The following is a 25,336-nucleotide window of genomic DNA, read 5'->3' as shown; positions in this document are numbered from 1 at the left end:
TAGAAATAAATAAAAGAGGCCCTGCGGCCCCTTTTTATCGAATCATGCATGCGCTTCTTTATATACCTCGCGCTGCGGCTGACGAATCGTGGTGGACAGCGCCAGCGAAATAATCAGCAAGGCAAATATCACGCAGAATGTCACGTAGAAGCCACCAAACAGCGAGGCAATCAGTGAACCGCAAATACTGCCGATACCGAAGCCGAGATAAATCACGCCGTAGTTTTTCGCCAGGTTGTTCAGGCCGAAGAACTCGCTCACCAGCGACGGGAAGACGGTAATAGTGCCGCCAAAGTTAAAGGCTACGCAGGCTATCGCCGCAAAGAATGTCGCCTCGTTCAGCGGAGCGAACAGCAGTGCTGCCATACCCACCAGGGAGATCACCTGCCCCAGCGTAATCACGCGGATCCGGGCGATTTTGTCAGACAAGATACCCAGTACCAGACGACCCGAGAGGTTAGCGATAGAGATGACCGTTACGGCGTTCGCCGCCGTCGCCGCGTCCAGTTTTACCATTCCCTGCGCGATATCTTTCGCCACACCGATGACATACAGACCGCTCATGCAGGCCGTCAGGAACATCACCGCCAGCATCCAGTACTGCGGCTTACGCATGGACTGAGCGAGGGTGAAATCGTTCTCCACCACGCCGTTAACGGTTTTCACTTCCTGCTGCGGCGCATCTTTCATCAGCGTGGCGCCGAAGAGGATCATTACCAGCACAATCACGCCCCAGATCATAAAGGTTTTCTCAAGCCCAACCGAGGCCAGCAGATGCGCATCGATGAATTTGAAGCCGAGGCTGCCCAGGCCATATGAACCAATGGCAAATGCGGAGATAAGCCCTTTACGCTCCGGGAACCACTTCACGCAGTTAGACAGCGTCAGCAGATAACCTGCGCCGTCCGCCAGCCCCACCAGCACCCCGGCGCTCAGCCACAGCATCATCAGGTTGTTAGAATATGCCGTCAGGAAGAATCCCAAGCCCAGCAAGATCCCGGATGCCATGGTTACACGCTTCACGCCGAAACGTTCCTGAAGTTTGCCCGCCACGGAAGAGGAAATTGCTAACCCAAGACTCAGCAAGCCGAAGGAGAATGCCACCTGGCTTATCGGCGCGCCGAGCTTATCGGACAGGGCGCTGTTAAACAGGCTCCAGGTATAGACCGATCCCAGTGCGAACTGGGTAACGATGGTGCCGAATAGCGTCAGCCAACGCGTGCGGTTATAAGTTGATGTGTTCATGGCAGTGTCCTGCAAGATAAATTATGGAAATTCGCTGAGGACAACGATAAACAAAACCTTTATAGCGTTGGGGAAAAACGGAATGAAATGCAGGAGAGAAGGAATGAAATGCCTGGGATCTGGAATGAATGACCTTGCCGGGGAATGAAGCGCTGTTCTGTTAGTGGGCACTATCGCTCCAGACCCCGTCATAATTGTATTAAATATGTTATCGTATCGTTTAAAAAAATAACAACCCTTAAAATTTGGCGCTCAATCCCAGCGTATATAAATATTCTTCTTCAGTTTGCTGGTTATAGCTGATCTTCGCCCAGGGGTGTAAATCACCATACTGCGTATCAACACGCCAACCCAATGAGTTCACGCTGGCATGCCAGAGGGGATCGGTAAGCGACTGCGTGGTGGTTGTATCCTCAAACGCATTCACCGTTACAGGGGGGGCGCCATCAGTGCGCCACGCCATGACGGGCCCGGTGGTGAAATGTCCCGCCACGGGAAAATTCCAGCCAACGCTCAGAACGGTTTCCGCATCCGAACCGGAGGGATCGTTCAGGGTAAACCCCGTAGCATTCTGCGTGCGGTTAATACGCTCCGCGAGAATATCTTCATAACGAGGTTGGTGATCGGCGTCCCATGTATAACGTTCCGTCGTATTACTTTGTGCATCTGAAACGATATATTCCTGTTGCCACGCAAAAGCGGTGTGACAAAAAAGCAGGCAGACTGAAACACCCACCAGGCCAGAAGCAGCATGGCGACCACTGATTTTTTTTATCATCATCAAAGCGACTCCAGAAAGAGCCGAGTTCGGCGATATATGTCATTGTTCGAAGAGGTATTAGGGCGTATAGCCCTGTATTAACTATTGTCTCTTTAGCAGACACGTCAAGCCGGGCAGATTGAAATTTTTGCGTTTACCGTATCAGGAAGGGAGATGACCTATGCAACGTTGCGGCTGGGTAAGCCAGGATCAGCTTTATATCGATTATCACGACAAGGAATGGGGCGTACCGGAAACCGACGGTAAAAAACTATTTGAAATGATTTGCCTTGAAGGCCAGCAGGCCGGGCTGTCGTGGATCACCGTTCTGAAAAAGCGTGAGAACTATCGCAAAGCCTTCCACCAGTTCGATCCGGCTGCGGTTGCCGCCATGACCGACGACGACGTACAAAAGCTGGTTCTGGATACCGGTATCATCCGCCATCGCGGTAAAATTCAGGCCATTATTGGTAACGCGCGTGCTTATCTGGCGATGGAGCAAAATGGCGAACCCTTTTCAGCATTTGTCTGGTCGTTTGTGGATAACGAGCCGAAGGTGACGCAGGCCGCCACGCTTGCAGAGATCCCAACGTCGACCCCCGCCTCAGATGCCCTGTCGAAAGCGCTGAAAAAACGCGGCTTTAAGTCTGTGGGCACCACCATCTGTTACTCCTTTATGCAGGCCTGCGGGCTGGTCAATGACCACATTACGGGCTGCTTCTGCCATCCGGAGGGCCACCATGATCCGCAAATGGCAAAGTGAGAACACCGCGCCGCTTTTGAGTCTGTGGCTGGAGAGCACCACCGAGGCGCATCCGTTTATCGACGCAAGTTACTGGCAAGCGAATGAAGCGGTAGTGCGGGATGAATACCTTCCCGCCGCCGAGACCTGGGTCTGGGAAGAAAACGGTACCCTGTGCGGTTTTATCAGCGTCATGCAGTTCCAGTTCGTGGGGGCGCTGTTTGTCGCCCCGGCGTTCATCGGAAAGGGGATTGGGCGTGCGCTGCTGAACCACGTTCAGCAGCACTACCCGTATTTAACCCTGGAGGTGTACCAGAAAAACGTGCGGGCGGTGAATTTCTATCATGCTCAGGGTTTTCGCATCGAAGACAGCGCCTGGCAGGATGATACCCAACACCCGACGTGGATCATGAGCTGGCAGGCGGATCAAACGCCGTAAGGGTAAGCGCCGGCCCCTCATATTTCTCCACCCATGCCAGCGCCGTATTCCCCGCGCAGCCATTCCCCAGCTTCGAGCTGGGGAGATCTTTGGTCAGCACGTTTACGGCGCCGTTCTTACAAATACCGCCCTCGTCCAGCGCCAGATCCGGCCATGCGCCCTGATGAATGCAGAAAACGCCAGGGCGGATCCCGTCACTCACCACGGCGCCTGCCAGCACCTGCCCGCGCGCGTTCCAGACCCGAACGAGATCGCCGTCGTTAATCCCCCGCGCCTTTGCATCGTCGCTATTCAGCGCGATCGGCTCACGACCCGCCACCGCATACTGCTCGCGCAGAGCCGAATAGTTGAGCTGGCTGTGCAGACGATGGGCAGGATGGGCAGACAGCAGCTGAAGCTGCCCCGGCTGCGCATTGCCATGCCATTCGTCCGGCTCCAGCCACGCCGGATGCGGCGGACAGTCCGCGTAGCCAAAGCTGGCGATGCGTTCGCTGTAGATCACAATCTTCCCGCTTTCGGTTTTTAACGGGTGATTCTCCGGATCGCGACGGAAGTCAGCAAAGCGCACAAACCGCGCGTTCTGCTCGCTTTCCGGCATTTCGAAGAGTTGATTCGCCTCCCAGAACTCAACAAATGGCGGCAGGGATACGCCCTGCGCAGCCCCGCGCTGGCTGGCAATCTGGTAAAATGTTTCCAGCCATTGCAGATCCGTTTTGCCCTCGGTGAAACGCTCCCGCCCGCCCGCTTCCCACATTTCACTCAGGTCGGCAAAGACGTCGAAATCATCCCGCGCTTCATCCCGGGGAGCCACGACGCGCTTCATCGGCACCATATGCTGGTTGCTGTAATCCCCCGTCATGGTGAGATCGTTACGCTCGAACGAGGTCGTGGCAGGCAAAACGATATCGGCATGTTTCGCTGACGCAGTCCAGAAGCACTCCGAGATCACCACCAGCTCCGGTTTCTGCCAGGCGCGGATTAGGCGGTTGGTATCCTGGTGATGGGTGAAATTGGCCCCACCCGCCCACCAGATAAACTTAATATCCGGGAAATGGCGATCCTGACCGTTGTGCTGATAAAACCCGCCGGGGTTCTCCAGGGCTTCAACAATGCGTGCCACCGGAATTTTTTCCACAGCGTCCACGCCACCCTGCACCGAGCCCTGCATGGACGCCAGCACCGCGGCTTTACGCGTAGGGTTGCCGCCGTTGGCAAAGTGATAGGAAAGACCAAAACCGCCGCCGGGTGTGCCAATCTGCCCAAGCATCGCGGCGAGCGTCACCAACATCCAGTGCTTTTGCTCGCCAAACTGCTGGCGCTGCATCCCCCAGCCGGACATGAGCATCGTGACATGGCTATGGAATAACGTCGCCAGTTCGCGGATTTTAACGGCATTAACGCCGCAAATCGCCGCGGCCCACTCTGCGGTTTTGGCAATACCGTCGCTTTGTCCCGTCAGATAGTCGGCAAATTTATCGAACCCCGTGGTACAACGCGCCAGAAATTCCGTGTCGTGCCAGCCGTTCTCCACCAGGGTGTGGGCGATGCCCAGCATCATCGCCACGTCGGTGCCCATATGCGGCGCGATCCATTCCGCGCTGTTGCCGAAGAAATCCAGGGTTTCAGAGCGCATCGGATCGATACAGATGATGCGCTTGCCGCTTTTGCGCAGCGCATCGAAGTAGGAAACGCCCTGCTCGTCGGACGCATTCCAGGCAATTTTCAGGGTATTGAGCGGGTTGGCGCTCCACAGCACCACCACCTCTGTATGCTCCAGCACCAGCGGCCAGCTGGTCTGCTGTTGATAAACCTCATTCCCGCCCACGACATACGGCATGATCGCCTGCGCCGCGCCGGTCGAGTAATCACCCAGATGGCCGGTATATCCTCCGGCCAGGCTCATATAGCGTTGCAGCAGGGTTGCAGCCTTATGCAGCACGCCGTTTGAGCGCCAGCCATAGGAGCCGGCAAAAATGGACGACGGGCCATAGCTGTCGCGGATGCGTTTATGCTGCGTATGGATCAGCGCCAGCGCATCGTCCCAGCTCACGCGCACGAACTCATCCTGCCCGCGAATACCCTGCGGTTTATCCGGTGACGCCAGAAAGCCTTTACGCACCATCGGCCAGCGGACGCGGGTCTTGCTGTGTACCTGATCGCGAACGACGGTCTGTAAAGAGTTGAGATGGCGCGAAGGCAAAGCCCCGCGAGACGACAGCACAGTGTCGCCATCGGTTTCGACCAGCATCGGCCCCCAGTGGGCGGCGGTCAGAATGGTTTTTGTTGAGGTGCTCAAAGCGTGCGCTCCTGGTTGCGTGCAGGTGTTTCGGCCTTTCATTGAGGCAATTTATCGTTTGTGACAAATTTCAGAGTTATACACTGAATTTTCTCCGTATCCGGACGTCATAATCCACTGCCACGTCCGTCGTGGCAAAGAATAAAAAGGATTAAGGAAATAAGATGAAAAAACGCGTACTCGTTATTGCCGCTCTGGTGAGCGGCGCACTGGCTGTTTCAGGCTGCACAACCAACCCTTACACCGGTGAACGCGAAGCGGGCAAATCCGGCATTGGCGCGGGTATTGGTTCCCTGGTGGGCGCTGGCGTTGGCGTACTCTCCTCCTCCAAGAAAGATCGCGGCAAAGGTGCGCTGATTGGCGCAGCGGCAGGCGCAGCCCTGGGCGGCGGCGTGGGTTATTACATGGACGTGCAGGAAGCAAAACTGCGTGACAAAATGAAAGGTACGGGCGTGAGCGTGACGCGCAGCGGTGACAACATCATCCTGAACATGCCAAACAACGTGACCTTTGACAGCAGCAGCGCGACGCTGAAACCCGCAGGCGCGAACACCCTGACCGGCGTGGCCGCAGTGCTGAAAGAGTACAATAAAACTGCCGTGAACGTGATTGGTTACACCGACAGCACCGGCAGCCAGGATCTGAACATGCGTCTGTCGCAGCAGCGCGCCGATTCCGTGGCCAGCTCGCTGATCACCCAGGGCGTAGAAGCGAACCGCATCCGCACCAGCGGCATGGGTCCGGCTAACCCGATCGCCAGCAACAGCACGGCGAAAGGCAAAGCGCAGAACCGCCGCGTTGAAATTACGTTGAGTCCTGTGCAGTAGGTAAAAGCAAAACGGCAACCCCGTTGCCGTTTTAGTATTTGCGCCCTCTCCTGTAGGAGAGGGTTGGGGTGAGGGCATCAGACCGCCACCCGGCAAATTGCTTGATTCGCCAGATTTTCCCGCTAAGGTATTCTCACTAAATTCAGGGAAATCAGCGATGATCAAACCAACCCGGGCCACCATTAGCGACGTGGCGAAAGCCGCCAAAACCGGTAAAACCAGCATTTCACGCTACCTCAACGGCGAGAAACACCTGCTGTCCGATGCGCTGCTGGCGCGGATCGAACAAGCCATTGCCGATCTCGACTACCGTCCCAGCCTGATGGCGCGCGGCCTCAAGCGGGGTCGCACCCGCCTGATTGGGCTTATCATCGCCGATATCACTAACCCCTACTCCGTTAACGTACTCAGCGGCATCGAAGCGGCGTGCCGGGAAAAAGGCTTTACCCCGCTGGTCTGTAACACCAATAACGAAGTTGATCAGGAGTTGCATTACCTCGATCTGCTGCGCAGCTATCAGGTGGAAGGGATCGTGGTCAATGCCGTCGGGATGCGCGAAGAGGGGCTAAATCGTCTGCAACAATCGTCTCTCCCGATGGTGCTTATTGACCGCAAAATCCCGGAATTTGCCTGCGATGTGGTCGGGCTGGATAACACCCAGGCGGCCACCACTGCCACCGAGCACCTGATTGAACAGGGTTTCGAAGCCATTCTGTTCCTGAGCGAACCGCTGGGTATGGTTAACACCCGCCGCGACCGCCTGGCTGCATTTCGCGCCACGCTGGCGCGTTATCCCGGTGTGATCGCCGAAAATGCTGAAATCCCCCTCCATGAAGCCGGACAGCTGGATAATACCCTGCGCCAGTTCCATACCCGCCATCGGGGAATGCGTAAGGCGGTGATCTCCGCTAACGGGGCGCTGACGCTTCAGGTTGCCCGCTCGCTTAAACGCATTGGCCTGCACTGGGGCAGCGACATCGGCTTGCTCGGCTTTGATGAACTGGAGTGGGCTGAACTTGCTGGCGTAGGCATTACCACCCTCAAACAACCCACCTGGCAGATCGGCTATGCCGCGGTTGAACAAGTGGTTCGCCGCATTGAAGGCACCCGCGACGCCGTACGCGAGCAGGTTTTTTCTGGCGAGCTGATCGTTCGCGGCTCTACTGCCCGTTAATTTCCCCTTCGTGACAGCGATCATAAATTCAGCATCCCGATCTTTTCTTTGGAACCGGTTCCATCTAGCGTAATACTATCGATTACGCTCTGGAGTCAGGAAATGAGCAGGAAAATTATGGTGGTCACCGCCGCGTATGGTGCGGATCAGGTGCGACAGGCAGGCGGTCAACGGGCAATGCTTCCCGTTATTGCCGGCGCAGGAGCTGATGGCGTTGAAATCCGCCGAGAGCTCTTCAGCCACGACGAGTTAATGGCCCTGCCTGCGCTGGGCGAGTCCATTGAACTGCTGGGTTTACTGGCGTGCTACTCCGCCCCGGCCCCCCTGTTTATGCCCGATGGAACCCTCAACCCGGATCTTCCGCGCTACCTTAGCGAAGCCAGCGCACTGAACGCGCTGTGGCTTAAAGTTTCGCTGGGTCATTTCAGCGACAAACAACCGCTTGAAGCCCTGCGCGCACTGCTGGATGAAAGCGGCATGACGCTGGTGGTGGAAAACGACCAGACCGACTGCGGGCAGCTCGCGCCGATGCAGCGCTTCAAAGCCGCCTGCCGGGTAATGGCGCTGCCGGTCACACTGACGTTCGATATGGGCAACTGGCTGTGGGTTGGCGACTCCCCGGAAGAGGCTGCACGTCAGCTGGCTCCCGCCGTGAGCTATATTCATGTGAAGGCCGCAGTCCCGCATAAGGCGCAGTTCCGCGCCGTCGCGCCGGATCAGACCGATTCTCGCTGGCGGGATCTGCTTAATCAACTGCCTGCCGACGCGCCGCGCGGTATCGAATTTCCGCTCGAAGGGACGGATCTCACCGCCGTCACCCGCCATTACGTCAACCTGCTGCGCGAGGAGTAAACCATGCACAAGACGCTGGACGTTATCACTATCGGCGAGGCCATGGCGATGTTTGTCGCCACCGAAACGGGCGAGCTGAGCGCAGTGGAGCACTTTATCAAACGCGTGGCAGGCGCCGAATTGAATGTCGCTACCGGCCTTGCGCGGCTGGGGCTGAATGTCGGCTGGGTGAGCCGCGTGGGCAATGACAGCTTTGGCCATTTCGTTCTCGACTCGCTGAAAAAAGAGGGCATTGATGCCGCAGGCGTCACGCTCGACGGACGCTTCCCGACGGGCTTTCAGCTGAAATCTAAAGTTGAAAATGGAACCGATCCCATCGTGGAGTATTTCCGCAAAGGCTCAGCGGCAAGCCATCTCTCCGTGGATGATTATCACGCCGCGTATTTCTCCTCCGCGCGCCACCTGCACCTGAGCGGCGTGGCGGCGGCGCTCTCGGCCAGCTCGTACGATTTACTCGATCACGCGGCTTCGGCAATGAAAGCGCAGGGCAAAACCATCTCCTTTGATCCGAACCTGCGCCCGGTACTGTGGAAAAGCGAAGCAGAGATGGCTGAGAAACTCAACCGACTGGCGTTTCAGGCGGACTGGGTTCTGCCGGGCATAAAAGAGGGAATGATCCTCACTGGCGAAAGCACGCCCGAAGGCATTGCTGATTTTTACCTCAACAGAGGGGTAAAAGCCGTGGTGCTGAAAACCGGTGCCGACGGCGCATGGTTTAAAACTGCCGACGGTGAGCAAGGCGCTGTCGCTGCGGTAAAAGTCGACAACGTGATCGATACCGTGGGCGCGGGCGATGGGTTTGCCGTCGGGGTCATCAGCGCCCTGCTGGAGGGCAAACCGCTGTCGCAGGCCGTGGCGCGAGGCAACAAAATTGGTTCGCTGGCGATTCAGGTGCAGGGCGACAGCGAAGGATTACCAACACGAGCAGAGCTCGGCGTCTAAATTCCCTCTCCCCGTGAGAGAGGACCAGGGTGAGGGCAGCAATCCGCACCAGATAATTAAGCCACCGTGTACCCTACAGACAACGGCGGCAACAACCTCAACAACAGAGGCAAGCCTATGAACAGTTCGACCAATGCAGTAAAACGCTGGTGGTACATCATGCCAATCGTGTTTATCACGTACAGCCTGGCGTACCTGGATCGTGCCAACTTCAGTTTCGCATCCGCCGCCGGGATCAACGAAGACCTCGGGATCACCAAAGGGGTTTCGTCCCTGCTGGGCGCCCTCTTCTTCCTGGGGTATTTCTTCTTCCAGATCCCCGGCGCGATTTACGCTGAACGCCGCAGCGTGCGAAAGCTCATTTTCATCTGCCTGATCTTATGGGGTGCCTGTGCGTCGCTTACTGGCGTGGTGAATAACATTCCTGCTCTGGCGGCTATTCGCTTTATTCTCGGCGTGGTTGAGGCGGCCGTCATGCCAGCAATGCTGATTTACATCAGCAACTGGTTCACAAAATCGGAGCGTTCACGTGCTAATACGTTCCTGATACTCGGTAACCCGGTCACCGTGCTGTGGATGTCGGTGGTTTCCGGCTATCTGATCCAGTCCTTCGGCTGGCGCGAGATGTTCATCATCGAAGGCGTTCCCGCGATTATCTGGGCCTTCTGCTGGTGGGTGTTGGTGAAAGATAAGCCAGCCCAGGCGAAATGGCTTTCTGAAGACGAAAAAGCCGCACTCCAGGCGCAGCTGGATAAAGAGCAGCAGGGGCTTAAAGCGGTGCGTAACTACGGCGAAGCCTTCCGCTCCCGGAACGTTATTCTGCTGTGTGCACAGTATTTTACCTGGAGTATTGGCGTGTACGGCTTTGTGCTGTGGCTACCGTCGATTATCCGCAGCGGCGGTGAAAACCTTGGCATGGTGGAAGTGGGCTGGCTGTCATCGGTGCCTTACCTGGCTGCGACCATCGCGATGATTATCGTCTCCTGGGCATCGGACAAGCTGCAAAACCGTAAGCTGTTCGTCTGGCCACTGCTGCTGATCGCTGCTTTTGCCTTCATTGGCTCCTGGGCCGTAGGCGCAAACCACTTCTGGGCTTCGTATACGCTGCTGGTGATTGCGGGTGCGGCCATGTATGCCCCGTATGGTCCGTTCTTTGCCATCATCCCGGAAATGCTGCCGCGTAACGTCGCAGGGGGCGCGATGGCGTTGATCAACAGTATGGGTGCGCTGGGTTCGTTCTTTGGCTCGTGGTTTGTGGGCTATCTTAACGGTGCCACCGGCAGCCCGTCGGCCTCTTACATCTTTATGGGGGTGGCGCTTTTTGCCTCGGTATGGCTTACTCTGATTGTTAAGCCTGCTAATAATCAACAGCTACCCGTCGGCGCACGCCACGCCTGAATCCTTTTAAAATCAACGGAGATTAGCATGAAGCCGTCCGTCATTTTGTACAAAGTACTGCCTGAAGATCTGCAAAAACGCCTGGAGGAACACTTTACCGTTACCCGGGTAAAGAACCTCAGCCCGGAAACCGTGGCACAGCACGCCGACGCGTTTGCCAGCGCCGAGGGCCTGCTGGGTTCGAGCGAAAAGGTGGATGCAGCGCTGCTGGAGAAAATGCCGAAGCTTCGTGCTACCTCAACCGTTTCGGTGGGATACGACAATTTCGACGTGGATGCGCTAAACGCGCGCAACATCCTGCTGATGCACACGCCCCATGCCCTGACGGAAACCGTCGCCGACACGCTGATGGCGCTGGTGCTTAGCACCGCCCGTCGTGTAGTGGAAGTGGCCGAGCGCGTGAAAGCGGGCGAATGGACCAAAAGCATTGGCCCGGACTGGTTCGGCGTGGACGTTCATGGCAAAACGCTGGGGATTGTTGGGATGGGCCGTATCGGTCTGGCGCTGGCACAGCGCGCGCATTTTGGCTTCAACATGCCCATTCTGTATAACGCGCGCCGTCACCACAGTGAAGCTGAAGAACGTTTCAACGCCCTTTATTGCGAGCTTGATACGCTGTTGCGGGAAGCCGACTTTGTCTGCCTGATCCTGCCGCTGACGGATGAAACGCGTCATCTCATCGGCAAAGCGGCGTTTGAAAAGATGAAGAAATCGGCCATTTTCATCAACGCGGGTCGTGGTCCGGTGGTCGATGAGAAGGCGCTGATTGAGGCACTGCAAAACGGTGAGATCCACGCCGCTGGTCTGGACGTGTTTGAACAGGAGCCGCTGCCGGTGGATTCTCCGCTACTGACCATGCCGAACGTTGTCGCCCTGCCCCACATCGGCTCTGCGACTCATGAAACACGCTACAACATGGCGGCGACCGCCGTGGATAACCTGATTGCCGCGCTCGGCGGTAAAGTGGATAAGAACTGCGTTAACCCGCAGATACAACAGTAGAAACGAAAAAACCCGCCAGAAGGCGGGTTTTTGAATTTAGTGCTACTGGGCTGGAAGCTTACAGGCTTACAACGTTACCAGCTGCTGGGCCTTTAGCGCCGCTTTCGATGGTGAAGGAAACTTTCTGACCTTCATCCAGAGATTTGTAGCCATCGTTCTGGATAGCAGAGAAGTGTACGAACACGTCTTTAGAGCCATCGTCAGGAGTGATGAAGCCGAAACCTTTATCAGCGTTGAACCATTTTACCAGACCAGTCATTTTAGCAGACATAGAAATTACCTTATTAACAAATATATTGTGCCTTCCGGCTTGATGGATTGCGTTACAGATTTTTAAGCGATGAAGGAAGGGTCACTACGAAGGGTATCTATGGATAACAATCTGGACTGCTTTACTAAACTGCTTTAGGTCTGTGTAACAAACCGACGAACATAGTTATACCGATGTGGTAGATGAATGACAAGCGTTATTTTCATCAAGCATAAAAAAAACCCCGCCGAAGCGGGGGTTTTTCTTATTCCGTAGCAGCGACCGCTGCGCTCCAGGCCTGGCTAAAGGCCTGATGCTGGGACGCGAGCGGACCGATCAGCGCGTTATACTGGCTCGCCTGCTGGGAGGTCGGGAATTGGATACCGTTAGAGACAAAGCTCACCTGCGTACCTTGTTCACTAATAAAGTCACCCACCTGGACCAACTGCTGAGTAAAGACCTGCGCCGCCGGGATCAGCGGTTGCAAAGCGTTTGACGGCTTGGTCACGACTTTCTCATACACCTGGTCATAGACCGGTTTAAGATCCTCGCCCTGCTTCAACGCGGAACGCGACGCATCAGCCTGCATTTTGGCATTTTGCAGCTGCTGGCTCAGTACCCCAAGCGCGCCATTTGACTGGCGTAGCGGTTCGCGCTGGGTCATATAATCCTGTGGAACACGGATGGCATTCACGCTATCCACTACCGGGCGAAGACCGGAATCCATCGCCTGGCTTACCTGCTGTGAATAGCCATACAAAATGGCGTAATCCGACACGAATGGACCAAACTGTTTTTTCTGATCCGCAGTCAGCGTTGGTAAACGCTCGCCGCTACGCATCACTGTATTCTGTAGAAAATCGATAAACGCTTTGCGCTGATCGCCTTCTTTATCGAAACACCCACTCAGGCTAACAACCATCAATAACGCCGCAATAGGCGCAAACCAGCGAGAGCAGGACTTTCCTGTCGCCATTTTATTACTCCTTTCACCCAAAAAGCGCACACCGGCACACGCGTGCCCAACGCTGACAAGGATAGTCCAGGTCAGCCTTGCAAGATAGAGTTTTCATGCAAAACGGGTATTCCCGTTTTTGTACTGACTATTTACAAAAAAATACCTGTGCATCCCTACATATGACTAATCAGGTAATTAGCATAACTATCCATATAGCTGAAACGTGTAAAGCGATCGTTATCGCACAATTAATCACAGCCGTGACGATCCTGTGTCTGGTTTAGGGACTATTCTTAACAGGCTCTCTGATGTTCATGATCCCGATGTGTGATTTATGAGGAGTTCTCAATGGAATTAAAAGATCCTGAGTTTGAGCTGCTGAGCAGCCTGGAACAGATTATTTTTAAAGATGTACCGCCGACGGTTACCCTGAATCAAAAGTCCAATCCTTTTAGTGAATTTGAGCGTTTACGCAAAGGATCGGGCCTGAAAACAGATGAATTCGCAAGAGCGATGGGTGTCAGCGTAGCAATGGTGCTGGAGTGGGAGTCAAAACGTGAAAAACCTACCCCAGCCGAGCTAAAGCTGATGCGCCTGATCCAGGCAAACCCTGACCTTCGCAAGCAGTTAGCCTGATAAAGTTTGTTTGCCCCCGCCCTTGCGGGGGCTTGTGTTTACAGGCTTTCACATCGCCATCCCGTCTCTTCCCACACCAGTTCATGCGTCAGCTTCAGCCCTGCCAGAAAAGCTTCATCGTGCGACACCACCAGCAGCGCGCCGGGATAATCGGCCAGGGCCGCTTCAATGGCCTGAACAGAGGCCAGATCGAGGTGGTTGGTCGGCTCATCCAGAAGCAACAGCTGCGTTGCCGCTTCACGCCACAATACGCAGGCCAGCGCGGCCTTCAGGCGCTCGCCGCCACTCAGTTCGGCCAGTGGTAGTGTCACTTTCTCTGCGCCCAGTTGAAGCTGCGCTAAACGGGTACGCAGCGCCCCCTCTTCGAGCGGCGTATTGCCCAGGCTAAGGTGAGTCATCACCGACTGCGACAGATCCAGCCGGGAAAGATGCTGATCGAGATAAGCACACCTGACAGAGACCTTACAGGTTCCCGTAACAGGGGCGGTTTCGCCCAACATCACTTTCAACAGCGTGGATTTTCCACAGCCGTTCGGCCCGCGTAGCGCCACGCGCATCGGGCCATCCATTCGCCAGTTTATCGGTGGGACAGGCACGTGCGGAAGCACCAGTTCTTCCAGCACCAGCACCTGTTTCCCTTCCGGGATTTCACTGCCCGGCAGGGTAAACATCACCGCATTATCCTCTTCAACCCGCTCGCGTGCCTGGTTGACCGCAGCGTTCAAAGCATGGTTTTGATCGCTATGCTGTTTTTTCCAGGAACCAATACGCTCTTTCGCCGCCCCTTTGTATTTGACCCGTTCAAACGAGGCGATGTTAAGGCTGTCGACCGTGCGAAGCGTTTTGGCTGAACGCCGCAGGCTGTCGTCATGCTCTTTATGCATACGGGCGCGGGTACGCTTGCGCTCGGTGGCAGCATGCTCCAGCGCGGCGCGGGCAGCCAGCTGTTCAGCATCACGCTGGGTTCGATAGTCAGCATAATTCCCACCGTAGCTGCGCAAGCCCAACGCGCTCAGTTCAAGGATTCGCGGTACCTGGGCCAGCAACTCACGGTCGTGAGAGGCCACCAGCACCCCGCCCTGATACCTGGAAAGCTGCTCGTAGAACCACTTGCGGCCTTGCCTGTCGAGGTGGTTGGTCGGTTCGTCCAGCAGCAGGTAGTCAGCATCCGCGGTGAATGCGCTGCACAGCAAGGCACGAATGCGCTCGCCACCGCTCAACTCTGCCGCGCGTTTACTCGGGTCAAAAGGTGGAAGTTTTGCAGCGATAAAAGCCTGGCTCAGCCGTTCAGCCAGATCCCAATAACCGTCGAGCGTGTCGAGATCGTCGGGTTCATAATGACCGCTGTCGATGCGCGTGCGCGCCGCAAAGATCGCATCGTAACCAAGCAGTTCGGCAAGCGTGGTATCCGCAGAAATATCCTGCTGCTGCGCCACGTAGACGTGTGTACCAAAGCGTTCAATATGACCGCTGGCGGGTTCATCAACCCCTGCCAGCAGACGCAGCAGCCGTGTTTTGCCGCTGCCGTTTCGGCCAACCAGTGCGCACACTGACGCATCCAGAGAAAGATTCAGTGGACCATAAAGGATATCGCCCGTCGCAAACTGACAGGTGACCTGATGCAAAATAAAAGAGGGGGACTGCGCAAAATGAGCCATAAGCACTCCTGAATGAAATCAAAACATCCCCTGCGGACGCGATGCGTTGAGCAAGGATCGAAATTCATCAGTCGTGTTTGTTCATTTTTGGGGGGCGCTCCTGAGGGCGAAATTTAACGGGAACAAGAATAACGGCAATGCGCCGCCCATTTCAAGGTTAAATTTTCACCAGGCTATTGCCCGAGCATAAAAAACCCGCCGAAGCGGGTCTCTCAATCAGATAAACGCAAACGCATCGCCAAACAGACGATCTTCCCGCGCGTCACGCTCGTTGCAGAACAGGTCGCGGGCAATTTTTGCCATTTCAAAGCGACCGGCAATGTAGATATCGTGCCCGGCCAGCGTCCCGTGATCCTGCAATACCGCAGTCAGCACCGTACCGCTGCGCCCGCGCCAGCCCTCTTCCGGCTGCTCGACAACCGGCTCAATGCGCAGGTTTGGATGATTTACACTCAGCGCCTCCAGCTCAGACAGATCGTAAAGGTGCTTCTCTTCACGGCCGCCCCAGTAGATGGTGATATCGCGATTTGGATTACGCGCCAGCGCCGTCAGCAGAATAGAGCGGACATAGGAGAAGCCCGTGCCACCGGCAATCAGGATCAGCGGACGGTCTTCGTCTTCACGCAGCCAGGCCTCGCCATGAGGAATATCGACCACGATTTCACGCTCTTTCAGGATGCGGTCCATCACGGCCATCGCGTACAGGTTAAGCTCAGACGCACCAATATGCAGCTCAATAAATTCCTTCTCTGCTGGCGTTGAGGCCATAGAGAAAGGACGCTTATCACGCTCGTCCATCACGACCATCAGGTACTGACCGGCACGGAATGAGAATGCCGCTTCAGGAACCAAACGGACGCGATATACGGTGTCGGTAATAGCATCTACCGACGTCACTTTACAGCTTAAGGTTGTCATTCGCTCTCTCTGTCGGGAAGTCTATAGGGCTAAACGGTTTTATTCTGCCTTACCGTTATTCATTATGGCCAGCTCGTCCCAGATCGCGTCAATTCGCGCGGTCACGGCAGGATCTTTTTCGATCGGGCGACCCCATTCACGGTCGGTTTCGCCAGGCCATTTGTTCGTGGCATCCAGTCCCATTTTTGAGCCAAGTCCGGAAACCGGCGAGGCAAAATCCAGGTAATCAATCGGCGTGTTTTCCACTAACACCGTATCACGCGCCGGATCCATACGCGTGGTGATGGCCCAGATAACGTCATTCCAGTCGCGGGCATTGACGTCATCATCGCAGACAATCACAAACTTGGTATACATAAACTGGCGCAGGAAAGACCATACGCCCATCATCACGCGCTTAGCGTGACCGGCATACTGCTTCTTCATCGTCACCACCGCCAGGCGATACGAACACCCTTCCGGCGGCAGATAAAAATCAACGATTTCCGGGAACTGCTTTTGCAGGATCGGCACGAACACTTCGTTCAGCGCCACGCCCAGTACCGCCGGTTCGTCGGGTGGACGGCCGGTATAGGTGGAGTGATAGATGGCATCTTCACGCTGGGTAATGTGGGTGACGGTGAACACCGGAAAGTTATCCACTTCGTTGTAATAGCCGGTGTGGTCGCCGTACGGCCCTTCGGGTGCCAGCTCGCCCTGTTCAATGTAACCTTCCAGCACAATCTCTGCGCTGGCCGGTACTTCCAGGTCATTGGAGATGCACTTCACCACTTCGGTTTTGGTGCCGCGCAGCAGCCCTGCAAAGGCATATTCAGACAGCGTATCAGGAACAGGCGTCACCGCGCCCAGGATGGTTGCCGGATCGGCACCCAGCGCGACGGAAACCGGGAAGCGTTCGCCCGGATGGGCCGCGCACCACTCCTGGAAATCCAGCGCCCCGCCGCGATGGGACAACCAGCGCATGATGAGCTTGTTTTTGCCAATCAGCTGCTGGCGGTAAATGCCGAGGTTTTGACGCTCTTTATGCGGCCCACGCGTCACGGTGAGGCCCCAGGTGATCAGCGGTGCGGCATCTTCAGGCCAGCACTGCATGATGGGAATTTTGGTCAGATCCACCGCATCGCCTTCCAGCACTTTTTGCTGGCACGGCGCACCGCGCAGGCGTTTGGTGGGCATATTCAACACCTGCTTAAACTGCGGCAGTTTGTCGAACAGGTCTCGGAACCCTTTTGGCGGCTCCGGCTCTTTCAGAAAGGCCAGCAGTTTGCCCACTTCACGTAACGCCGTGACATCTTCCTGCCCCATCCCCAGCGCCACGCGGCGAGGTGTGCCAAACAGGTTGCACAGCACCGGCATGGTGTAGCCTTTTGGGTTTTCAAACAGCAACGCCGGGCCGCCCGCGCGCAGGGTGCGGTCAGCGATTTCTGTCATTTCCAGATACGGATCAACAGGAAGCGTAATGCGTTTGAGTTCGCCCTGCTTTTCCAGCAGCGCCAGGAAGTCGCGTAGATCGTGGTATTTCATGCAGTTAATCATGGCCTCTCTGTAAGCGCTTCATTATACGGCGTAAGACCGCGTGATGCTGTAATTTTGTTAAATTAGCGTGAACTTCCACGACTTACTCTCTTTTTCGCCATTATAATCACCTTAGCGATCCCGCCAGGGTTTTGGTATGCTTGCGCCCCGAACAATGGGAAGAGTGATTATGCAGGCCTGGTATTTACTGTATTGCAAACGCGGGCAACTTCAGCGCGCGCAGGAACATCTTGAACGTCAGTCTGTTAACTGCCTGACACCCGTGATCACGCTTGAAAAAATGCAGCGTGGAAGACGCACGACCGTCAGTGAGCCTCTGTTCCCGAATTACCTGTTCGTCGAATTCGACCCCGAAGTGATCCACACCACGACGATCAGTGCCACGCGCGGCGTCAGCCATTTTGTGCGTTTTGGCGCCCATCCGGCAAGAGTACCGTCATCGGTTATTCATCAGCTTTCTGTCTACCAGCAGCCTGAAGATATTACCGATCCGGAAACCCCTTATGCCGGCGACAGCGTGGTGATCACCGAAGGCGCCTTTGAAGGCTTACAGGCCATCTTCGCTGAGCCGGACGGTGAAGCGCGCTCCATGCTGCTGCTCAACCTGCTGAACAAAGAGGTGTTGCAGAGCGTGAAAAACACCGATTTCCGCAAAGTTTAGAACTGCACGCCGAACAGACGACGCACGTTATCATCGGTTTGTGCTGCCAGCCACTGCGCATCTTCTCCCCGCCAGTGCGCCACTCGCTCAGCAATATGCCCCAGGTAGGCCGGTTCATTACGTCGTGATGGCGGTTTGGGCTGCATATCCCGGGGCAACAGATACGGCGCATCCGTTTCCAGCAGCAAACGATCGGCCGGGATAACGGGTAACAGCTCACGCAGTTCCAGCCCACGACGCTCATCGCAGACCCAGCCCGTGATACCCAAATAAAGCCCGCGGTTCAGGCAATCCAGCGCTTCCTGACGGGAGCCCGTAAAGCAGTGCAACACCGCGCCCGGCAGTTTCTCCAGCCAGGGTTCCAGTAGCGCCATAAAACGTTCATGCGCATCGCGACAGTGCATAAACACCGGCATCTCCAGCTCTGCTGCCAGCGCAAGCTGGGCGGTAAATGCCTTCTCCTGCTCTTCAGGCGTCGAGAAGTTACGGTTGAAATCAAGCCCGCATTCGCCAATGGCAACCACTTCTGGCGTAGCCGCCAGACGATGAAGCGCCTCAGTGCTTTCATGCGTCCACTGGCTGCTGTCATGAGGATGCACGCCTGCGGTGGACCAGCAGTGTTGATAGCGTTGCGCCATCTGCCGTGCCTGCTCACTCTCATGCAGATTTGTTCCCGTCAGTAACAGCCCGTTCACGCCGGCGGCAAAGGCGCGCGCCACCACCTCATCGTGGTCTTTCGCAAACTGGGAGCTAGTGAGGTTAAGCCCGATATCAAACATACGTATCCCCATATGACAACCGCCCTGACGGGCGGTTGGTTTTATTCTTTCGTGGTCTCTTCAGACGGCTCGTCTTCTTCGTCCCGGGTACGCCCCTTTCCGACGTAGAAACGAGCGAAGAATACGCCGACTTCAAACAGGCAGTACATCGGTATCGCCAGTAAGGTTTGCGAGAAGACGTCCGGTGGCGTTAACAGCATACCTACAACAAATGCCCCCACCAGGATGTACGGGCGCTTCTTACGCAGATCGTCAGGCGTGGTCACCCCTACCCAGCAGAGCAGGACAATCGCTACGGGCACCTCGAAGGCGACACCAAAGGCCATAAACAGCGCCATCACGAAGCTGAGGTAGCTGGCGATGTCCGTCGACACCTGCACCCCTTCTGGCGCGGTATGCGTCAGGAAGCCGAAGGCCAGCGGGAAGACAACGAAGTAGGCGAACGCCATGCCGATGTAAAACAGCAGCGAACTGGACACCAGCAGCGGAATAACCAGCTTGCGTTCATGCCTGTACAGCGCGGGCGCCACAAATGCCCAGACCTGATACAAAATGACCGGCGCAGAGGCAATCAACGATACCCAGAAGGTCAGCTTGATGGGGGTAAAGAACGGTGAAGCAACGTCCGTTGCAATCATCGTCGCGCCCAGCGGCATCTGTTTAATCAGCGGTGCGGAAACCACCTGATAGATATCGTTGGCAAAATAGACCAGACATAAAAAAATGAGGAAAACCGCAATAATGCAGTTTAACAGGCGCTTACGCAGCTCAATGAGGTGCGCAATCAGCGGTTGAGTATCATCTACTGCCATGTTTACGCTTTATCACTCGACGAGGGGGATGATTCGGAAACAGGCGCGGCGGGTTTTACCTCAGCCGTTTTGACCACGGGCTCTTCCGGCGGCACCTGCTTTTTCACTTCGGGCTCCTGCGGCGATTGCTCTGGCGAAGCGGCCTGATGCTCCGCGCTGGAAGGCGTCACACCCTCGCGCTGCTCTTCGCTGCCCTTCACCACCGGATTATGGATGGTGTTTGCTTCATCGCTCGCCTTCTCAGGATCGTTAATGCTGTATGAGCGCTTCATGGATTCAGCCGCTTCGCGTAACTCATCCATTGATGCTTTCAGCTCCGGCGTCAGGTTATCCATGCTCGCCTTTTCAACCTTTTTCAGGCTGTCCTGAAATTCCTGAAGCTTCAGCTCCTGTGCCAGCTCGTTCTGCACGGTAGTTGCCAGCGAGCGAAGTGCCCGCACCCAGCCCACGACGGTTTTCACCGCAACGGGTAAACGCTGCGGCCCCAACACAATCAGACCAATCACAAAGACCAGCAGTAACTCACCAAAACCAATGTCGAACACGAATTACACCTGCTCTTTATCGTGACGTTTAGCCTCTTCCTTTTTGGCTTCGTCCTGCTTATCGGCGATGGATTTAGCGGTAAAATCAGCATCCTGACTGGTTTTTTCCTGCTTATTCTCATCATCGCTCATGGCTTTCTTGAAGCCTTTGATTGACGCGCCCAGGTCGGAACCAATCGATCCGAGTTTTTTCGTGCCAAACAGCAGCACAACGATGACGGCAATGATCACTAACTGCCAGATACTGATACCACCCATGCGTGTTCCCCAGTGATAGATGATTAATTAGTCAGATCGCATTATACGTATGCAATCTCTCGATAGCGACGCTAATTCAGCGCGTTTTTCGCCAGCCAGCAAGCCAGACAACCACACCGGCAGCCATAATCCAGGCTGGCATCATTTCCCAGTCCGGACGATTGATCAACAGCAACGTGCCGCTTATCAGCAGCGTCGCGCCAATTCCGAAGAGATAGCGGGACTGCCCCTGACGCACGCGACTGGATTGAAGCTCGTGCGCGATTTTATCCATGCTGTGCTGAAGGTTCTTGCTCTGACGCAAACTGTCGTAAACCAGTTCAGGAATTTCAGGCATTTTTTCAATCCAGAACGGGCCTTTCTCTTTAAGCGAGCGAACCAGGGCTGGAATACCGACCTGATCCTTAATCCAGGATTCGAGGAACGGTTTCGCGGTTTTCCACAAGTCTAACTGAGGATAGAGCTGGCGGCCTACGCCCTCAACGTAAAGTAATGTTTTCTGAAGTAAAACTAATTGTGGCTGCACTTCCATATTGAAACGGCGTGCGGTGTTGAACAGGTTGAGAAGGACGTGTCCGAAAGAGATCTCCGAGAGCGGCTTTTCAAAAATCGGCTCACAGACGGTGCGGATCGCAAATTCAAACTCTTCCACGTTGGTATCTGGCGGAACCCAGCCTGAATCCACGTGCAGCTCGGCCACCTTACGGTAGTCGCGATTGAAGAAAGCGATAAAGTTCTCGGCGAGATAACGCTTATCCTCTTTATTCAGCGAGCCGACAATACCGCAGTCGATGCCGATGTATTTAGGATCTTCCGGGTGCTCATAGCTGACAAAAATGTTGCCCGGATGCATGTCAGCATGGAAGAAGCTGTCGCGGAAAACCTGAGTAAAGAAGACCTGCACGCCACGTTCGGCCAGCAACTTCATGTTGGTGCCCTGTTTTTCCAGCGCCGTCACGTCCGAGACCGGAATACCGTAGATACGTTCCATCACCATCATGTTCTGACTGCAATAGTCAGAATAGACTTCAGGAACATACAGCATCGGGCTGTCTTCAAAGTTTCGACGCAGCTGAATGGCGTTCGCCGATTCACGCAGCAGGTTAAGCTCATCAATCAGCGTTTTTTCGTATTCCCGTACCACTTCCAGCGGACGCAGACGGCGGCCATCCGGCAACAGACGCGGCACCCAGCGAGCCAGGCGATAAATCAGCTTCATGTCTGCTTTGATAACCGGCAGGATATCCGGACGAATCACTTTAATGACCACCTCTTTGCCATTTTCCTTCAGGCGCGCAGTATGAACCTGCGCAATAGAGGCAGAGGCCAGAGGCTGAATATCGAAATCATCAAACCAGGTCTCGATGGGGATATTGCCCATCGCTTCTTCGATTTGTTTCTTAGCTCTCTCTCCGTCAAACGGAGCGACGCGATCCTGCAATAGTGCGAGCTGATCGGCAATCTGCGGTGGAAAAAGGTCGCGACGTGTTGAGAGCATCTGCCCAAACTTGATCCAGACCGGTCCCAGCTCCTGCAACGCAAGACGCAGGCGTGCGCCCAGCTCCTGATCCTTATGGCGATTCGGCATCCAGAACAGCGTGCGACGCCAAAGCCGAAGCGGCAGGGTGATACGCATTCTGGGGATAAGCTCGTCGAGCCCGTAGCTCAAAAAGGTGCGAACGATAAAATAGAGGCGCCGAATTTCACCAGGCGTCATTTGCCCTCCAGTTTTTCCAGCCGTTTGGTTAACGCATCAACTGCGCGCTCAACTGCCGCGGTCTCTTCTGCAAACCAGGCGACTTCTAAAGGCCCCGGCGCCATACGCCACTCTTCGGTCAGCACCTCGGCAGCGTAGCGCTGTTGACGGAGCAGACCTTTACGCAGGAAAGCGGAACCCGTGCGCAGCGTTTTGCTTATCCCTTCAGCCGCGATGTCGCCGATATAGGGCGCCAGCAGTTCCGCCGGGTCGAATTCAGCCTGATCGCTGAGTGCAAGGAAGTTCTGTACCACCTGAATATCGCCTTCGACCTCCAGCTCACCGCTGCGAATAAGCGCCGTCATCTGCTGACGGTCACGCAGTTTTGGTAAGACGCTCATGTGCGTAATTACCGAGCAATCAGCTTCGCCTTCCCACTCCCCCAGAACGTCAAGCCGGCGTTCGCTGAAGACCAGCACAAGCGGCGTCGAGAACTCCTTTAACACGATGCGCAGCACCTTTCCGTTAAGCCGCTGACGTGCGGTTTTCAGCGCCGGAGCGCGATACAGAAAGGCATTCAGTACATTCTCGATGCCTGCGGTGACTAAGGGTTTAATGGGCACGGGAAACCTCCACTCAGAACTTGTAACCACGATGCAGCGCGACGACACCCGCCGTCATATTGAAGTATTCCACGTTTTCAAACTCGGCATCCTGCATCATCGCTTTCAGCGTGTCCTGATCCGGGTGCATTCGGATGGATTCGGCCAGATAACGGTAACTTTCTGCATCGTTTGCCACCAGCTCGCCGATGCGCGGCAAAACGTGGAAGGAATAGGCATCGTAAGCTTTGCTCAGCGGGTCGATAATCGGTTTAGAAAACTCGAGAACCAGCAGTCGGCCGCCCGGCTTCAGCACGCGGTACATGGAGCGCAGCGCTTTATCTTTATCGGTCACGTTACGCAGACCGAAAGAGATGGTGATGCAGTCGAACGTATTATCCGGGAACGGCAGCGCTTCGGCGTTGGCCTGAACATATTCAACGTTGCCTACCACGCCGATGTTACGCAGCTTTTCGCGTCCCATTTTCAGCATGGAGTCGTTGATATCCGCCAGCACCACGCGGCCGGTTTCGCCAACCAGACGGGAGAATTTAGCGGTCAGATCCCCTGTGCCTCCGGCTAAATCCAGCACCGTTTGTCCACGGCGCACGCCGCTGCAATCAATAGTGAAGCGCTTCCACAAGCGATGAATGCCGAATGACATCAAATCATTCATCACATCGTACTTCGCCGCCACGGAATGAAATACGTGGGCCACCATGTCAGCTTTCTGCGCTTTGGCGACAGTCTGAAAGCCAAAGTGCGTTGTGTCTTGTGAATCGTCAACCATCTCAGAGCCTGCTAATCAGTCAAATGTTCGTGAAGTGTAACAGATTGGGCGCATTTGCCCTACGTTTCAACCACCGTGAAAGAAACGTGCCGGCTGCGCTTCGGGGGATAAACTCGCCGCTAAACCGTTGTCTTCATTGCGGCTATTTTGCTCACCGTCGCCTTCACGCAGACGAAACTCTTCGTCCTGAGCGGTAGCCTGCTCCACCAGTTCCGGATTAATCTCGCGTTTAACTTCCACCCCCAGGCTGCGAAACGCCTCCGCCTGCGCCAGCAAATTGCCACGCCCGGAGGAGAGTTTTTTCATCGCCTGGCGGTAGTTATCCTGCGCGCGATCCAGGCTTTGCCCCACCGAGGACATATCGTCCACAAACAGCCGCATTTTGTCGTACAGCTTGCTGGCGCGATCGGCAATCTGCTGCGCGTTACGGCTTTGGTGCTCATAGCGCCACAGGTTGGCAATGGTACGTAACGCCACCAGTAGCGTGGTGGGGCTGACCAGCATAATGTTATTTTTCAGCGCTTCGGTGATCAGTTCGGGCTGTCTGTCGAGCGCCAGCAGGAAGGCTGGCTCAACCGGAATAAACATCAGCACATAATCCAGCGATCGCAGCCCCGGCAACTGTTGATAATCTTTTCTGCCCAGCAGACGGATATGGTTACGCACGGAGGCGATGTGCTCCTGCAACGCTGTTTCGCGGGTGTAGTCATCTTCCGCGTTGAAGTAGCGCTCATAGGCCACCAGCGTCATTTTGGCGTCGATAACCACATCTTTGCCCTGTGGCAGACGAACAATGACATCCGGCTGCATCCGCGAGCGCGCATCGTTTTCAATGCTGACCTGCGTTTCGTATTCGTATCCTTCACGCAGGCCAGAGGCCTCCAGCACGCGCGTCATGACCACTTCGCCCCAGTTTCCCTGCGCTTTGTTATCACCTTTCAGTGCGCGCGTCAGGTTAACCGCCTCCTGAGCCATCTGCGCATTCAGCTGCTGGAGATTACGAATTTCATGCGCCAGCGTGTGGCGCTCGCGGGCCTCCTGACCAAAGCTGTCCTGTACCTGACGTCGAAAGCCGTCCAACTGCTCACGCAGGGGCGTCAGCAGGCTGTTCAGGCTCTGACGGTTCTGCTCATCCACGCGACGATTGCTGTGCTCAAAAATGCGGTTCGCGAGGTTCTCAAACTGCTCGCTAAGACGCTGCTCGCTGTTGATCATCTGACGGATTTTGTCTTCGGCGTGCAGTTGGGTGGACTCAAGACGGGTGGTCACTTCACGGAGATCGGCCTCCAGCGAGGTATTGATATCACGCAGATTGCGCAGTTCGTTATTGAGCAGTTCGCACTCGTCGCGCCAGTGGTCACTCAGCGCAAGCTGTTGTTTCGTTGCGCTGAGTTCGGCGACGATCTCTTCGCGCTCTGCCAGCTGTTCGGCTTTCTGCTGCGCATGCTGGTAGCCGGAAATGAGCCAGCCAATCCCCACGCTCACCAGCGCAACTACCGCATAAACCAGGATTGAGATATCCACAATGCCCCCTGCATCCACGTCTAACCCGCACAAAAT

26 protein-coding genes are annotated in these 25,336 nt (G+C 55.6%); 10 read left to right on the top strand and 16 right to left on the bottom strand.

Translation table 11 applies throughout. The features are described 5' to 3' along the window. Nucleotides 1-42: 42 nt before the first annotated feature. Nucleotides 43-1,245 (bottom strand): L-lactate MFS transporter, encoded by a 1,203-nt coding sequence (locus ACOTX4_RS16660; RefSeq protein WP_022650195.1) that lies wholly within the window; start codon nucleotides 1,243-1,245, stop codon nucleotides 43-45. 238 nt (nucleotides 1,246-1,483) lie between these two features. Further along, a complete protein-coding gene (locus ACOTX4_RS16655) occupies nucleotides 1,484-2,026 on the bottom strand; it encodes a lipase (protein ID WP_022650194.1) in 543 nt (180 codons plus the stop codon). A 160-nt stretch (nucleotides 2,027-2,186) separates the two neighbouring features. Between ACOTX4_RS16655 and tag the strand changes: the two genes are divergently transcribed. Together tag and ACOTX4_RS16645 are read left to right on the top strand one after the other, a co-directional pair. Continuing rightward, a complete protein-coding gene (gene tag / locus ACOTX4_RS16650) occupies nucleotides 2,187-2,768 on the top strand; it encodes a DNA-3-methyladenine glycosylase I (protein WP_421635401.1) in 582 nt (193 codons plus the stop codon). Then, nucleotides 2,746-3,186: an N-acetyltransferase gene (locus tag ACOTX4_RS16645; protein ID WP_022650192.1), complete on the top strand. Its 441-nt coding sequence runs from the start codon at nucleotides 2,746-2,748 to the stop codon at nucleotides 3,184-3,186. Before tag ends, ACOTX4_RS16645 begins: the two co-directional genes overlap by 23 nt. On the opposite strand, the gene ACOTX4_RS16640 is transcribed toward ACOTX4_RS16645, so the two are convergent. Further along, entirely contained in the window at nucleotides 3,155-5,524 is a 2,370-nt protein-coding gene (locus tag ACOTX4_RS16640) for a molybdopterin guanine dinucleotide-containing S/N-oxide reductase (protein ID WP_421635400.1), read from the bottom strand. The two genes, ACOTX4_RS16645 and ACOTX4_RS16640, sit on opposite strands and share 32 nt — an antisense overlap. A gap of 122 nt (nucleotides 5,525-5,646) precedes the next feature. Here ACOTX4_RS16640 and ACOTX4_RS16635 point away from each other — a divergent pair, with 122 nt between their 5' ends. The 6 genes from ACOTX4_RS16635 (at nucleotide 5,647) to ghrB (ending at nucleotide 11,677) form a co-directional block, all read left to right on the top strand. Next, nucleotides 5,647-6,309 carry an OmpA family lipoprotein gene (locus tag ACOTX4_RS16635; RefSeq protein WP_045332940.1) on the top strand — a complete coding sequence of 221 codons (663 nt, stop codon included), beginning with the start codon at nucleotides 5,647-5,649 and terminating at the stop codon, nucleotides 6,307-6,309. 157 nt (nucleotides 6,310-6,466) lie between these two features. Further along, the gene (locus ACOTX4_RS16630) at nucleotides 6,467-7,483 is read left to right on the top strand and encodes a LacI family DNA-binding transcriptional regulator (RefSeq protein ID WP_015569988.1); all 1,017 of its coding nucleotides are present in this window, start codon (nucleotides 6,467-6,469) and stop codon (nucleotides 7,481-7,483) included. A 102-nt stretch (nucleotides 7,484-7,585) separates the two neighbouring features. Then, nucleotides 7,586-8,335, top strand: a complete 750-nt coding sequence (locus ACOTX4_RS16625; protein WP_032608229.1) for a sugar phosphate isomerase/epimerase family protein — start codon at nucleotides 7,586-7,588, stop codon at nucleotides 8,333-8,335. A 3-nt stretch (nucleotides 8,336-8,338) separates the two neighbouring features. Further along, nucleotides 8,339-9,277: a sugar kinase gene (locus tag ACOTX4_RS16620; protein WP_022650188.1), complete on the top strand. Its 939-nt coding sequence runs from the start codon at nucleotides 8,339-8,341 to the stop codon at nucleotides 9,275-9,277. Nucleotides 9,278-9,394: 117 nt separating this feature from the next. Further along, on the top strand, nucleotides 9,395-10,675 hold the full coding sequence (locus ACOTX4_RS16615; protein WP_001089079.1) for an MFS transporter: 1,281 nt from the start codon (nucleotides 9,395-9,397) through the stop codon (nucleotides 10,673-10,675). A gap of 27 nt (nucleotides 10,676-10,702) precedes the next feature. Further along, entirely contained in the window at nucleotides 10,703-11,677 is a 975-nt protein-coding gene (gene ghrB, locus ACOTX4_RS16610; RefSeq protein ID WP_045332941.1) for a glyoxylate/hydroxypyruvate reductase GhrB, read from the top strand. A gap of 58 nt (nucleotides 11,678-11,735) precedes the next feature. On the opposite strand, the gene cspE is transcribed toward ghrB, so the two are convergent. Beyond that, a complete protein-coding gene (cspE, locus tag ACOTX4_RS16605; protein WP_003860775.1) occupies nucleotides 11,736-11,948 on the bottom strand; it encodes a transcription antiterminator/RNA stability regulator CspE in 213 nt (70 codons plus the stop codon). A gap of 244 nt (nucleotides 11,949-12,192) precedes the next feature. Then, nucleotides 12,193-12,903: a DUF3053 domain-containing protein gene (locus ACOTX4_RS16600; RefSeq protein ID WP_045332942.1), complete on the bottom strand. Its 711-nt coding sequence runs from the start codon at nucleotides 12,901-12,903 to the stop codon at nucleotides 12,193-12,195. A 330-nt stretch (nucleotides 12,904-13,233) separates the two neighbouring features. On the opposite strand from ACOTX4_RS16600, the gene ACOTX4_RS16595 reads away from it, so the two are divergent. Then, the gene (locus tag ACOTX4_RS16595) at nucleotides 13,234-13,521 is read left to right on the top strand and encodes an HTH-type transcriptional regulator (protein ID WP_003860776.1); all 288 of its coding nucleotides are present in this window, start codon (nucleotides 13,234-13,236) and stop codon (nucleotides 13,519-13,521) included. Nucleotides 13,522-13,559: 38 nt separating this feature from the next. Here ACOTX4_RS16595 and ACOTX4_RS16590 read toward each other — a convergent pair whose 3' ends face one another. The 3 genes from ACOTX4_RS16590 to ubiD form a co-directional block, all read right to left on the bottom strand. After that, the gene (locus ACOTX4_RS16590; RefSeq protein ID WP_045332943.1) at nucleotides 13,560-15,179 is read right to left on the bottom strand and encodes an ABC-F family ATP-binding cassette domain-containing protein; all 1,620 of its coding nucleotides are present in this window, start codon (nucleotides 15,177-15,179) and stop codon (nucleotides 13,560-13,562) included. Nucleotides 15,180-15,395: 216 nt separating this feature from the next. Further along, on the bottom strand, nucleotides 15,396-16,097 hold the full coding sequence (fre, locus tag ACOTX4_RS16585) for an NAD(P)H-flavin reductase (protein ID WP_003860778.1): 702 nt from the start codon (nucleotides 16,095-16,097) through the stop codon (nucleotides 15,396-15,398). Nucleotides 16,098-16,136: 39 nt separating this feature from the next. Next, entirely contained in the window at nucleotides 16,137-17,633 is a 1,497-nt protein-coding gene (gene ubiD / locus ACOTX4_RS16580; protein ID WP_022650184.1) for a 4-hydroxy-3-polyprenylbenzoate decarboxylase, read from the bottom strand. A 169-nt stretch (nucleotides 17,634-17,802) separates the two neighbouring features. Between ubiD and rfaH the strand changes: the two genes are divergently transcribed. Then, complete coding sequence (gene rfaH, locus ACOTX4_RS16575) at nucleotides 17,803-18,294, top strand: transcription/translation regulatory transformer protein RfaH (protein ID WP_003860779.1); 492 nt, start codon at nucleotides 17,803-17,805, stop codon at nucleotides 18,292-18,294. On the opposite strand, the gene tatD is transcribed toward rfaH, so the two are convergent. From tatD to rmuC, 8 genes are all read right to left on the bottom strand, one after another. Next, complete coding sequence (gene tatD / locus ACOTX4_RS16570; protein ID WP_045332944.1) at nucleotides 18,291-19,073, bottom strand: 3'-5' ssDNA/RNA exonuclease TatD; 783 nt, start codon at nucleotides 19,071-19,073, stop codon at nucleotides 18,291-18,293. The two genes, rfaH and tatD, sit on opposite strands and share 4 nt — an antisense overlap. A 41-nt stretch (nucleotides 19,074-19,114) precedes the next feature. Further along, nucleotides 19,115-19,885, bottom strand: a complete 771-nt coding sequence (tatC, locus tag ACOTX4_RS16565) for a Sec-independent protein translocase subunit TatC (RefSeq protein ID WP_023315191.1) — start codon at nucleotides 19,883-19,885, stop codon at nucleotides 19,115-19,117. Nucleotides 19,886-19,887: 2 nt separating this feature from the next. Next, on the bottom strand, nucleotides 19,888-20,430 hold the full coding sequence (gene tatB / locus ACOTX4_RS16560; protein WP_003860783.1) for a Sec-independent protein translocase protein TatB: 543 nt from the start codon (nucleotides 20,428-20,430) through the stop codon (nucleotides 19,888-19,890). A gap of 3 nt (nucleotides 20,431-20,433) precedes the next feature. Next, nucleotides 20,434-20,688, bottom strand: a complete 255-nt coding sequence (tatA, locus tag ACOTX4_RS16555; protein WP_003860787.1) for a Sec-independent protein translocase subunit TatA — start codon at nucleotides 20,686-20,688, stop codon at nucleotides 20,434-20,436. Between the two features lie 76 nt (nucleotides 20,689-20,764). Continuing rightward, nucleotides 20,765-22,405 (bottom strand): ubiquinone biosynthesis regulatory protein kinase UbiB, encoded by a 1,641-nt coding sequence (gene ubiB, locus ACOTX4_RS16550; protein WP_022650180.1) that lies wholly within the window; start codon nucleotides 22,403-22,405, stop codon nucleotides 20,765-20,767. Next, nucleotides 22,402-23,007, bottom strand: a complete 606-nt coding sequence (gene ubiJ / locus ACOTX4_RS16545) for a ubiquinone biosynthesis protein UbiJ (protein ID WP_045332945.1) — start codon at nucleotides 23,005-23,007, stop codon at nucleotides 22,402-22,404. Before ubiJ ends, ubiB begins: the two co-directional genes overlap by 4 nt. Before the next feature lie 13 nt (nucleotides 23,008-23,020). Continuing rightward, nucleotides 23,021-23,776, bottom strand: coding sequence for a bifunctional demethylmenaquinone methyltransferase/2-methoxy-6-polyprenyl-1,4-benzoquinol methylase UbiE (gene ubiE / locus ACOTX4_RS16540; RefSeq protein WP_003860790.1), 756 nt, complete (start codon nucleotides 23,774-23,776; stop codon nucleotides 23,021-23,023). 66 nt (nucleotides 23,777-23,842) lie between these two features. Continuing rightward, complete coding sequence (rmuC, locus tag ACOTX4_RS16535; protein WP_023315189.1) at nucleotides 23,843-25,300, bottom strand: DNA recombination protein RmuC; 1,458 nt, start codon at nucleotides 25,298-25,300, stop codon at nucleotides 23,843-23,845. Between the last annotated feature and the right edge of the window lie 36 nt (nucleotides 25,301-25,336).

Source organism: Enterobacter cloacae complex sp. IR5459, assembly GCF_049238005.1.
Lineage (GTDB): Bacteria > Pseudomonadota > Gammaproteobacteria > Enterobacterales > Enterobacteriaceae > Enterobacter > Enterobacter hormaechei_C.
The sequence above is the reverse complement of the archived record's forward strand: the minus strand, read 5'-3'. Positions and strand labels throughout refer to the sequence as shown.